The organism is Nocardia thraciensis (genome assembly GCF_054782435.1).
On the sequence record NZ_BAAGSM010000050.1, the window covers coordinates 14185 to 25318 of the forward strand.

At 69.2% G+C, this 11134-nt stretch carries 10 protein-coding genes; 4 read left to right on the forward strand and 6 right to left on the reverse strand.

Annotated features, from left to right (window positions below):
• Nucleotides 1-35: 35 nt before the first annotated feature.
• The 3 genes from ACYVLQ_RS29825 to ACYVLQ_RS29835 form a co-directional block, all read right to left on the reverse strand.
• Entirely contained in the window at nt 36-1037 is a 1002-nt protein-coding gene (locus ACYVLQ_RS29825; RefSeq protein WP_460700868.1) for an AraC family transcriptional regulator, read from the reverse strand.
• Between the two features lie 96 nt (nt 1038-1133).
• Nucleotides 1134-2117, reverse strand: coding sequence for a TIGR03557 family F420-dependent LLM class oxidoreductase (locus tag ACYVLQ_RS29830; RefSeq protein WP_460700869.1), 984 nt, complete (start codon nt 2115-2117; stop codon nt 1134-1136).
• Nucleotides 2118-2188: 71 nt separating this feature from the next.
• Nucleotides 2189-3061, reverse strand: a complete 873-nt coding sequence (locus ACYVLQ_RS29835; protein WP_460700870.1) for an RpnC/YadD family protein — start codon at nt 3059-3061, stop codon at nt 2189-2191.
• Between the two features lie 102 nt (nt 3062-3163).
• On the opposite strand from ACYVLQ_RS29835, the gene ACYVLQ_RS29840 reads away from it, so the two are divergent.
• The 4 genes from ACYVLQ_RS29840 (at nt 3164) to ACYVLQ_RS29855 (ending at nt 7125) form a co-directional block, all read left to right on the forward strand.
• On the forward strand, nt 3164-4165 hold the full coding sequence (locus ACYVLQ_RS29840; protein WP_460701020.1) for a zinc-binding alcohol dehydrogenase family protein: 1002 nt from the start codon (nt 3164-3166) through the stop codon (nt 4163-4165).
• A gap of 113 nt (nt 4166-4278) precedes the next feature.
• Nucleotides 4279-5166 carry an expansin EXLX1 family cellulose-binding protein gene (locus tag ACYVLQ_RS29845; protein ID WP_460700871.1) on the forward strand — a complete coding sequence of 296 codons (888 nt, stop codon included), beginning with the start codon at nt 4279-4281 and terminating at the stop codon, nt 5164-5166.
• Between the two features lie 145 nt (nt 5167-5311).
• Nucleotides 5312-6244, forward strand: a complete 933-nt coding sequence (locus ACYVLQ_RS29850) for an alpha/beta fold hydrolase (protein ID WP_460700872.1) — start codon at nt 5312-5314, stop codon at nt 6242-6244.
• Between the two features lie 227 nt (nt 6245-6471).
• Complete coding sequence (locus tag ACYVLQ_RS29855; RefSeq protein ID WP_460700873.1) at nt 6472-7125, forward strand: cutinase family protein; 654 nt, start codon at nt 6472-6474, stop codon at nt 7123-7125.
• A gap of 7 nt (nt 7126-7132) precedes the next feature.
• On the opposite strand, the gene ACYVLQ_RS29860 is transcribed toward ACYVLQ_RS29855, so the two are convergent.
• The 3 genes from ACYVLQ_RS29860 to ACYVLQ_RS29870 form a co-directional block, all read right to left on the reverse strand.
• On the reverse strand, nt 7133-8698 hold the full coding sequence (locus ACYVLQ_RS29860) for a bifunctional metallophosphatase/5'-nucleotidase (protein ID WP_460700874.1): 1566 nt from the start codon (nt 8696-8698) through the stop codon (nt 7133-7135).
• 371 nt (nt 8699-9069) lie between these two features.
• A complete protein-coding gene (locus tag ACYVLQ_RS29865; protein ID WP_460700875.1) occupies nt 9070-10512 on the reverse strand; it encodes a hypothetical protein in 1443 nt (480 codons plus the stop codon).
• Nucleotides 10509-11126 (reverse strand): TetR/AcrR family transcriptional regulator, encoded by a 618-nt coding sequence (locus tag ACYVLQ_RS29870; protein WP_460700876.1) that lies wholly within the window; start codon nt 11124-11126, stop codon nt 10509-10511. The genes ACYVLQ_RS29865 and ACYVLQ_RS29870 overlap by 4 nt, the downstream gene beginning before the upstream one ends.
• Nucleotides 11127-11134: the final 8 nt, after the last annotated feature.

Below are 11134 nucleotides of genomic sequence, written 5' to 3' on the forward strand. Positions count from 1 at the left end.
TACGCATTCCCGGCATGCCGGGAATGATGGGTGGGCTACCGCTGGTAGGACCCCGGGGGACTCCCGGTCCAGCGGCGGAAGGCGCGAGAGAAGGCGCTCGGTTCGGAGAAGCCCAGCCGCCGCGATAGTGCGGTGACGGTCTCGTCGCCGCGGACCAGGCTCGCCACGGCGGCGTCGCGCAGGATCTGCTCGCGGATCTCGCGGGCGGAGGTGTGCTCCTCGCGCAGCTTCCGGCGCAGCGTCTGCGGGCTCATGGCCAGTTCGGCGGCGACCTCGTCGACGGTAGGCCACGCGCCCCGCAGGCCACGCTCCAGAATGCGCCGCACCTGGGCGCTCGGGGCGACCGAGTAGTGGCGGCGGCCGATCACCGCTGACGGCGCGTCGCGCAGGAAGTCCAGCAGATCGCCCTCGTCGCGCACCAGCGGGGTGTCCAGCACGGCGGCATCGAAGACGAGTGCCGGTGCGGGCGCCGAAAAGACCACGGGCGTACCGAATATCAGGTCGTAGTCGTCGAGACCCGATGGGGGATAAGGGACTTCGACCTGTCTCAGCAGAATTCGCCCGCCGACCGACCAGCCGAGGAAGCGGTGCGTGATGGTCAGCATGGTGTCGATGATCAGCCCGACCGGCTTGCGGACGGCGCCGATGTCGAAGGCCACCCGCGCCTGCCCGCCGTCGACGGTGAGGCTCAGCGGCGGGAATCCGGGCAGCGATTTCTGGAAGCCGACGAAACGCCGGATCGCCGCTCCGACGTCGGCGGCGCCGACCAGCGCGAAGCACACCAGCCGGAAGGTGCCGCGCGGCATCGGACCCAGGCCCAGGCCGAACAGTTCGTCGTCGGTGGTGCGCCACAGCCGCTGCACCATCAGCACCGTCTGCTCGACGGTGACGCGAGACCGGCCCTCGGCGAGCAGCTCCGACGAGATGCCCGCCTCGCCGAGCATGCCGTCGACATCCCAGCCCCGCGCCTGCGCTAACTCGACCATGGCCCGCACCCGCTGGATGGGCAGGGTGTATCCGGCATCGGTCGAGGTCACCAGGCGACCGTAGCAACGCTGCGGCGCAGCCCCGGAACCGCTCCCCGGCGCTCCCGCCAGATTACGACTGATACATCAGTCGACTCTATTGCATGGTCACGTTGCGCGGAGTTGCTCCAGCAACGGTCCCGCAGCCTTGGTGAGGAATTCCTCCTGCCGCTCGTCGCCGACCTGCACGATGGTGACATCGGTGCATCCGGCCTCCTGGAACGGGCGGATGGCCCGCACCATCTCGTCGAGGTCCGGGCCGCAGGGGATGCTGTCCGCGACGTCCGCGGGTCGGACGAACTGGCTCGCGTCGGCGAATCCGGAGGGCGTCGTGACCGTGCTGTTGACCGCCCAGCCGCCCGCGAACCAGCGGAACTGGTCGTGCGCGCGGTGCACCGCACTGTCGCGGTCGGTGTCCCAGGACACCGGCACCTGGCAGGTGACCCGGCTTCGGGTGCTGTCGCCGAGCGCCCGGGACCGGGTGCGGTGCCACCGCTCGATCAGCGCCGAATCCGGTGCGGTGAGCACCATTTCGTCGGCCAGCGGTGCGAAGAGGTCGACCGAGCGGGAGCCGGATACGGCGACCGCGATCGGGATGGGCGTCTCCGGCAGATCCCACAGCCGCGCGGCGTCGGCACGGTACCAGCGGCCGTGACGGGTGACGGTGTCGCCGGTGTGCAATTCGCGGATGAGTTGCAGCGCCTCGCGCAGGCGCTCCTGACGTTCGGCCACGCTGGGCCAGCCGGTGCCGATCACGTGCTCGTTGAGGTTCTCCCCGCTGCCCAGGCCAAGGGTGAACCGGCCGTCGGAGAGAATCTGCATGGTCGCGGCTTTCTGCGCTACGACCGCCGGGTGGTATCGCATCGTCGGGCAGGTCACGTACGTCATCAGGCCCATGCGCCGGGTGACGGCCGCGACCGCGCCCAGCACCGACCACGCGTACGGTGAATGCCCCTGTGACGCCAGCCAAGGCGAATAGTGGTCGCTGATCGTGGCGAAGTCGAATCCGACCTCCTCGGCGGCCTGGGCGTACCGCACCAGTTCCTTCGGCCCGCTCTGCTCGGTCATCAAGGTGTATCCGAACCGCGTCACAACGCACCTCCGCTCTCGGGACTGCCAGTGGTACTGACGTGCTACCCGATCGGGAGCGGGTGAATCGGCGGCTACGACCCGGTGGCGAACACCTCGTCGATCGACTCGGCGTCGATGGCGCGGTCGAGCCAGGTCTCGAGGAGCGCGAGGTCGTCACAGTCGACGACGCGATCCCGGGCACTGTCGGGCACCGGAATGTGGCGATGGTCGAGGATGCGCAGGATGCTGCCCGCGATACCGGCGACGCGCCCCTCGTCGCGCAGCATCTGCGAACTCGCCGAGCGGAAGAACGACAGGTCGGTCATCAACTGCCTCCAGATCTGGGCGGCCGGGGTGGCGCCCAGGCCGAGTTCGGTGAGTTCGGCGAGGATGGCCCGGTCCTCCTCGTCGGTGACCTGCTTCAGCGCGGTGGCCAGCGCCTGCAGTATGTCACCGATGCACGGTTCCCTGGCATGTGCGACGGCCGAGAGCGCGGCCGAGGGGATATCGGCGGCGGCGGTCTCGGTGTCGGTGACCACGGGTAGGTTGTGCGGGCCGAGCACCATGGGCTGCACGGTGAGGCTGGGCCACATCGGCAGCCCGATGATCGGCGGTCGGGCCGCCCACAGCGCGGTCACCTTGTCGTGGCAGACGACCAGCAGGATGACGGGCAGCCCGTATTTGCTGTGGGCATGGGCCAGGTGGTACGCCCAGGCCGCGGGTTTGTCCGGATCGTCGCGGCTCTGCGCCTCGACGAGTAGCAGGAATGCGCCCTCGGCGGTATCGATGCGCAGGAGCGCGTCAACCCGGTGTTCGAGCGGTTCGATCTCGGTGAAGTCGGTGGGCATCAGGTCGACCGCCACGGGCTCGGGGAGTGGCAGGTCCATGCCCCGGAAGGCGCGGGCGAAGACGCCCGGGTCGTGCCGGAAGATGCGGTGGATCGCCTCGTGTCGGGAGCTGACCATGCGGACGAGGATAGCTCGAGAGTCGAAAATATGTTCGATTGCACTAATCTTGATGGCGAGGATCTGCGGAGAGGTGCGGCAGTGAGTACGCAGGACGGCGCGATGACGGCGTGGCGGGTGCTGCGCCCCGGCCCGATCGACGGGCGGCCGATGGATCGGGTGCGGGCGCCGATCCGAGAGCCGCGCGCGGGTGAGCTGCTGGTGCGGGTGCTGGCGTGCGGGGTGTGCCGCACGGATCTGCATGTGGCGGAGGGCGATCTGCCGGTGCGTCGTACGGGCGTGGTGCCCGGGCACGAGGTGGTCGGCGAGGTGGCGGCGCTCGGACCTGGCGAGGGGGAGAGGTTCGCCGTCGGCGACCGGGTGGGCATCGCGTGGCTGCGGCACACCTGCGGCGAGTGCAAGTTCTGCCGTCGCGGCGCGGAGAACCTGTGCCCGGGCTCCCGCTACACCGGCTGGGACGCCGACGGCGGGTACGCCGAATTCACCACCGTGCCAGCCGATTACGCGCATCCGCTGCCCCCGGGCTACGCGGATGCCGAACTGGCCCCGCTGCTGTGCGCGGGGATCATCGGCTATCGCGCGCTGCAGCGGGCGGCGCTCCCCCCGGGCGGGCGGCTGGGCATCTACGGATTCGGCGGCAGCGCTCACCTCGCCGCGCAGGTGGCGCTCGTTTGGGGCGCCGAGGTGCATGTCATGACGCGCGACCCGAAGGCGCGGGAACTGGCCCTCGAGCTGGGCGCCGCCTCCGCGCAGGGCGCCGCCGACGCGCCGCCCGCGGCGCTGGATTCGGCGATCCTGTTCGCCCCGGTCGGCGGTCTCGTTCCGCCCGCGCTCGAGGCGCTCGACCGGGGCGGCGTGCTGGCCGTCGCGGGCATCCATCTGACCGACGTTCCGGCGCTGAACTATCAGCGGCATCTGTTCCAGGAGCGGGAGATTCGCTCGGTCACCGCCAATACCCGCGCGGATGCCCGCGAATTCCTGGCGTTCGCCGCCGAGCATCGCCTCGACGTCACCGTGCAGCCGTATCCGCTGGCCGCGGCGGATCGGGCGCTGACCGATCTCGCACACGGAAGGTTTGCGGGCGCCGCGGTCCTGATCCCCTGACACGCCGCAGACACGCCGAGTTTTCCACTCCGAGTTCGCGATTCGAGTCCGTTGTGCCGGGCCGTGCTGCTTTGCTGTGAGGTAAGTGGCGAAAGGAACCGGAGGCTTGGACGATGCATCGGGTAACACAGCAGCAACACATCCGTGCCGCGCGGCCGTGGTTGTTCACGGCGCTGGCAGTGGGGGTCGTGGTAGCGGCCGCACTGTGGGTGTCCAGACCTGAGCCCGCCGTCTGCCGGACCTCGCCCGGCGCGGCGGCGCGGCCCGCACCACCGGCGCCGCTGCCGAGTATCACTGTGCCGCAGCTGGTTGCGCCCGTCGAGCAGCGCGATCCGGCGCAGCCGGGGGAGGCCCGGTACTACTCGTTCAATCAGGGCGTGGCCTGTTCGTTTCCGGAGCTGCCGCTGGACGGCTTCTATATCGGCGTGCCGACCGAGGAGTACGCGGGCAGCGCGGCGTGCGGCGCCCTGGTCGAACTGGAGGGCCCGCTCGGGTCGGTGCGGGCACAGATCGTCGACCGCTGCCCGGGATGCGCTCCGGGACAGTACGACCTGAGCACCGCGGCCTTCACCCGGATCGCCGACCGAAGTTCCGGGGTCGCGCCGATCCAGCTGCGCCGGGTGCGCAACCCGGTCCCGATTCCGGAGTTGGTCTATCGGGTCAAGGACGGGTCGTCGGCGCACTGGCTCGGGCTGCTGTTCGGAAATGCCGGAAACCCGTTGAGCCGCGTGGAGATTCGCCCGGACGCGGGCGGCGCCGGTGTGACGCTCACCCGCGGTATGGACAACTACTGGTCGATCTCCGGCGCGGGCCCCGGGCCCTTCACCGCCCTGGTGACCGATGTCGAGGGGCATCAGGTCCGCGTTCCGGGGATCGAGGTGAATTCCGGCGAGATACGGCACACCGAGGCGAGGCTCTACGACATTCCCGCGCCGCCACCCGCCGCCCGGCCCGCGCCGGTCCCGATGGCGACGACAACCACCATCGACGCCTGCTCCTGACGCCGCGTCTCCGCATCGGCGGCCGGTCGACGCGTCGGGCAACTCTCAGTCACAAGGCGTACAGGGAGCCATCGGGAGGTGACGTGCCGCGCTGTGGCATCATGTAGTGAAACGTGTTCTACTTTGCTCCGCCAGGAGGCATTCGATGGGGAACCCGGACCTGGTATCGGTGGACGGCGAGCCGGCGGCAGGCGGGTCCCGGCGGCCGATACGCCGCTTCGGGCGGCGGGTCTCACGGGTGACCGAGGCGCCCGCGGGACGCATGGTGGAGCTGCCGGAGCGCGGCAGCACCTATCTGGTGGACATCCCCGGGCCGGTAGACGCGCCGACCGTGTTCCTGCTGCACGGTGTTGTCACGACGGCCATGCTCAACTGGTTTCCGGCGCTCGAGGAGCTGTCGCAGCACTACCGGGTGGTGCTCTACGACCAGCGCTGGCACGGGCACGGAATACGGTCGCCGCAATGGAAATTGGATGATCTGGCCGACGACGTGGTGGCGGTCGCCGACCTGCTCGGCGTCGAGAAGCCGATCCTGGCGGGATATTCCATGGGCGGCGTCGTGGCTCAGCTTGCGGCGCACCGTCATCCGAATCGCTTCGGCGGTATCGTCCTGTGCGCCACCACCTACCGCTTCCAGGAGAAGTGGCGCGAGCGGGCGTTCCACCGCGCCATGGGAGCCGTGATGGGCGGCCTGTCGCAGACGGTGACCCGGCGGGTCACGCTGGCCGCGCGCCGACTACCCGAAATCCCGCTGCGCACTTGGGATACCGGCCGCATGGACCGGTGGGCGATGGCGGAACTGCGCAGTACCAGCGGCTGGGCCATCGCGCAGGCCATCGCGGAGCTGGGTCGGTTCGATTCGTCGGACTGGCTGCCGACCTTGCAGGTCCCCACGGCCGTCGTCATCACGACCCACGACCGCGCGCTGCCGGTGTATCGGCAGCTGGAGATGGCGAAACTCATTCCGGGAGCGGAGATCTTCCTGGCTCGCGCGGGGCACGCGGCGTGCGCGCTCGAGGCGGACGCGTTCGTGCCTGTCCTCCTGGATGCCTGCGCGGCGGTGGCCGCCCGGCAGTGAGTTCCGGGCGGCAGGTGACGGACTGTCGGGTTCGTTGCCTTGAAGTTGCTGCCCTATAACGAATCTCACCGGCGCACGTCGGCGCGCGGCGATTGGGTATCTCTCCGGCAGACTTCGTTGCCGCCACCCGGTTCTCTCCTTACCTTGGGTCGCATAGCTGGCCGAAGACAATAGTCTCTGACAACAGTCAGTACGGCCTCTCACAACGGCGTGAGCAGGTGAGGAAGATGAGCGACCGGAAGGTGTTGCTGTCTGGAAAGTGGCGTATCGCTTGGATATTCGCTGCGTTGCTACTACTGGTGGGCGTGCTGCATCCCGCTCCACGGGCGAGCGCGGGTTGGTGCGCGGACGTGGATCTGGTGGTGGCCAGGGGAACCGGGGAGCCGGGATACCTCGGCACGGGACTCGGTGATCCGCTCTACGACGCGGTCTGGGACCGGCTACCGGTGAGCGTGAGCGCCTATCCCGTGAACTATCCGGCGGATCTGACCGATGTGTTCTCGGTGGGCAAGGGGAGCGCGGATCTCGTTGCGCACCTTGCCCATCAGTCCGCGGTCTGCCCTGACCAGCGGTTCATCCTGGCAGGGTATTCGCAGGGCGCGGTTGTCGTGCACACGGCGCTGGGCACCGGAATCACCAACGGGATTCCCGGTGCGGTCCGCCTGGACGGCAGTCTCGGTTCCCGGGTGTCGTCGGTGCTGCTGTTCGGTGATCCGCTGCGGTTGATCGGCTGGGTCGTACCCGAGCCCTACCTGTGGCGGACCGCGAACTACTGCGCCGACGGTGACCCCGTCTGCGGTGGTGGTCTGAACCCGGGCGCGCACAACGTGTACGCCGGATTCACCGGCGCCGCCGCCGATTTCGCCGCCTCCCGGCTGTAGGTCGCGGTCAGCGGCGTTCGATCCGGCCCGGCGGAGGCTCGACCGCCCCGCGAGTCCGCAGATAGGACTCGAGGGCATCGAGATCCGTCGGGCCGACCGCTGCCCGGGTGCCGCGGGTGAACACGCTGAATCCGTCGCCCCCGGAGGCGAGGAAGTTGTTGGTCGAAACGTGGTAGGCGGCAACGGGATTCAGTGGCTGCCCGCCGATCCGGACGGTATCGGCGGCGACCTTCCGGCCCGCGGGGGCGGCGTCGGCGTAGGAGTAGGTGATCCCGGCGACCGACAGCACCCCGGGCTTGTCGGCGTTGTCCCACTGCTGTTCCAGCAGTTCCAGGATTTGCTGGCCGGTCAGCCGCACGGTGACGATCTGATTGCCGAACGGCTGCACGGTGTAGGCCTGCTCGTAGGTGATGGCGCCGCCGCTCAGATCCGCCCGGACGCCACCGGGATTCATGAACGCGGCGACGGCCTGATCCGGCGCCATGGCCGTGAGCATGGCGTCGGCGATGAGGTCGCCGAGCGGCGAGTCGCCGGGCGGCGCGGGTTCGCTGGGCAGCGGCGCGGTGGCGGTGCCGATGACCCGCTCAGCCCGCGGCCGCGACTGGGCGGCAAAGAAATCGACGAGCCGGGCGGTGTCCGGATCGGGTGTGATGTCGCGGGTGACGACGCGGTTGGTGGCGGTGGCGTCGACGGTTCCGTCGTGGAATCGCAGTGCGATATCGGTGATCAGCCTGCCGTTGGATGCGGCCTGGGTGATGACCTTGCCGCCGATGCTGCAGTTGTAGGCCTGGTGGCTGTGCCCCGTGATCAGGACGCGCACCGCCGGATCGGTGCGTTCGGCGAGGGCGGTGACGCCGGGGGTGATGTCGGCGCATCCGTTGTAGTCCAGCGGTGCACCGTGGGTTCGCTGTGCGCCGCCGTCGTGCAGCAGTGCCACCACGGCTTCCGCGCCCGCCGCGCGCAGCCGCGGGACCTGTTTGTTCACGGCGTCGATCGGATCGCCGAACGTGTAACCCCGAATCCCCTCGGGCATCACGATATTCGCGGTGTCGGAGGTGACGGCGCCGACCACGCCGATCTTGTGGCCGCCCACCTCGAGCATCGTGGAGGGCCGCAGGCCGGGCGGGAGCTGTCCGCTGCCGTCGGTGACATTGGCGGCCAGGTACGGAAACTCGGCCCCGGTGAACGGTTCTCCCGGGGAGCACCCGTCCCAGGCGCACCCGCCCTGCTGCAGGCGCGCCAATTCCAATACGCCGTCGTCTAACTCGTGATTTCCGACCGAGGAGGCCGCCGTACCGATCGAATCGAGGAACGTGATGGTGGGCTCGTCGTGAAAGAGCGCGGACATCAGCGGGCTGGCGCCGATGTTGTCACCGGCGGCGAGGACGGCGCTGTCCGGATACGCCGCCCGCAGCCGGGCGAGATGGGCGGCCAGGTAGGCCGCGCCTCCCGCGGGGTAACTGGCGATGTGGCCGTTGCTCCCGGTCGGCGACTGCAGGTTGCCGTGTAGGTCGTTGAGGCCGAACAGATGCACCTCTCCCGGGTGCGCGCGCGGCAAGTCGTTCGTCGACACGAGCGGCACCGCGGAATTTCCCGCGACCGGCGGCGGCGGTTTGTCGCCGGATTCACCGCACCCGGCCACTGCGAGTGTCGCGAGCGCGGTCGCGAGTAACGCACCGACGCGATGACAAGCCTTCATAGGACGACTCTGGCAGACGTCCCTGGACGACGCTACTACCGGCGGGTGAATTCGCGGATGGCCCGCTGGGACTCAGCTACCGGGCAACTGCGATACCGCGCCGAACCGATAGCCCTACGAGCGACGGACTGGTGCAGCGACGGACTGGTGCATGGCATGCAGCAGAATGATCGATCCGGGCCGCACCGCCCCGACCGGATGCGGCGACCGTCTCGCGGCGGTTGCCCGCGCGGCGAGCGGCGCCGTCAGTCGGTGATCACCGCGATGTCGAAGGCGCTCACGACGATTGGGTTCGGCCCCACGGCCTCCGGGGTCGGTGAGCCGGTCCGCGACACCTGTGCGGACGCGCTCCAGGAACCTGTATCGACGGTGAGAGCTGTCCCGGTCTTGTTGACCAGCAGCAACTTTCGCGCTCCCGACGCGGTGACGAATCCCTGCGCGTGCACCCGGGCGTCGGGGAATCCGGGGACTCCCGTGGTCGTGGTGACGAGACGGTCGCCCGGACGGAAGTGCGCGAGCAGCAGGGCCAGCGCCTCGTAGCGTGCGTTGGGCGCTCCGGTCTCCCAGTCGAGGAGCGTCGTGCCGGGGATCATGCCCGGATAGTCCATGAACTCCGCGATGCCGAGCAGATCGATCCCCAGTTCGGTCAGGCGCGCCCACAGGTAGGAACCTACGGCGGCGCTGAGGTGCCAGTACTCGGAGGGAATGTCGGGGGCGGGATTCATGAGGTCGGGGGTGAAGGTGCCGACCTCGTTGACGAATGTGGCGGTATCCGGCGCGAGTCGCCGCCGGATCGACTCGATGTAGCGGACCTGCTCGACGAAGCCGTCGGCCTGGGCGAAGAAGACATCGCGCCAGTGCGCATACGGTGGATTGCCTTCGGCGGCAAAGGGGTTGACGATCTCCGGCGAGGCGTAGAAGTGATAGGAGATCGCGTCCACCGGGATGCCGTGGCGGTGGTTGGCCGGATCCAGGAAATGCCAGAAGTATTCGGGCTCGTGGTGGACGTGGGACAGCGACAGCCCGATGAACTTCATGTCGGGGTCGAGCGGGCGCAGTCGGTCGACGATCGCGTCGTACAGGCGGGTGTACAGCTCCGGTGGAAGCCGGTGGCCGATATCGGGCTCGCACAGCACTTCCCAGTAGGCGAACCGATAGTGGTGCCCCGATTCGTGACGGCGGCCGAGTTCATCGGTGAACCCACCGGCGATGTACCAGCTGGCGACCCGGAAGAAGTAGTCGGCGACCTCCTGGAGGGTGTCGTCGCGCAGTTCCGAGCCCTGTTCGTAGTCCCAGTGGATCTCGTCGGCGTCCTCGGCGATCGCCACCGGCTCGGGGGTCACGAACATCCACGTCGGGATCGTCGCGAAATCGGCGACGATCGGGCGCCCCTCGGCGGCGTGGACGAAGTCCTCCACGAACGGATCGAGCAGTTCGAAGTTCCAGAAGGTCTCGGTGTCGGTGGGCGGATACAGCTCGGCCACGCTGACGCGCGGCTGGGAGAACCAGGGCAGGAACCGGACGAGGTCGGCACGCAGGTCACGCAGCGCCGCGAAGGCCTTGTCGTGGATCGGCGAGTCTCGCCGCAGCGGCGGCGCGGTCCACAGGTGCGTGGTCAGGGTCGTGCGCGAGGTGGCGCAGGTATCGGTCCAGTCCGGGTGGACGGCGATCGGTGCTGGTTCGGTCACGATGAGCTCTCTTCTTTTGTGCGAGGCAGGCCGAGCGCGGGCAGCAGCGCCTGGTCGACGATGGCTTCCCGCGTCCGCCGGTCGGGCAGCTGCCCGGTATCGATGTGGTGCTTGATCACCAGCGCCTCGGCGATATCGACCACGACGGGCGACAGCAGTCGTTCATCGATATCGCCGAGGCGTGCGTAGTGTTCGAGCACCGTGCGTGTGAACCTGCCGCCCCGCGGGTCGAAGACCCGCTCGTACAGCGCCGCTACGAGTTCCGGGCGACGCGAGCGTTCGGCGATGACCGCGGCGGCGGCCGCACCGGCCTTCGACGACAGCCAGGCATTCAACTGCTCGAGCGAGCGGAGCAGGTCCTCCCGCAACCGGCCACCCGCCGGTGCGGGGACCTCGACCGGATGCGCGTGCGCGAGCGCGTCGAGCAGTAGCTCCTCGGCCGTGGTCCAGTACCGGTACACCGATGTCTTGGCGGTCCCGGCGCGGCGCGCGACCGATTCGATCGTCAACCGGCCGAGCCCGACCTCGCACACCTCGGCGATGGCGGCCGCGCGGCACGCGGACATCAGATCGTCGGTGCTGCGCCGGGGCTTCGCGGGTTTGGCAACGTTCACGCCGCAAG

What these genes read in the sequence shown, in the direction of transcription:
- ACYVLQ_RS29835 (WP_460700870.1), bottom strand. Translation starts at nt 3,061, where the DNA reads ATGGTCAGCTCCCGACACGAGGCGATCCACCGCATCTTCCGGCACGAC.
- ACYVLQ_RS29840 (WP_460701020.1), top strand. Translation starts at nt 3,164, where the DNA reads ATGACGGCGTGGCGGGTGCTGCGCCCCGGCCCGATCGACGGGCGGCCG.
- ACYVLQ_RS29845 (WP_460700871.1), top strand. Translation starts at nt 4,279, where the DNA reads ATGCATCGGGTAACACAGCAGCAACACATCCGTGCCGCGCGGCCGTGG.
- ACYVLQ_RS29850 (WP_460700872.1), top strand. Translation starts at nt 5,312, where the DNA reads ATGGGGAACCCGGACCTGGTATCGGTGGACGGCGAGCCGGCGGCAGGC.
- ACYVLQ_RS29855 (WP_460700873.1), top strand. Translation starts at nt 6,472, where the DNA reads ATGAGCGACCGGAAGGTGTTGCTGTCTGGAAAGTGGCGTATCGCTTGG.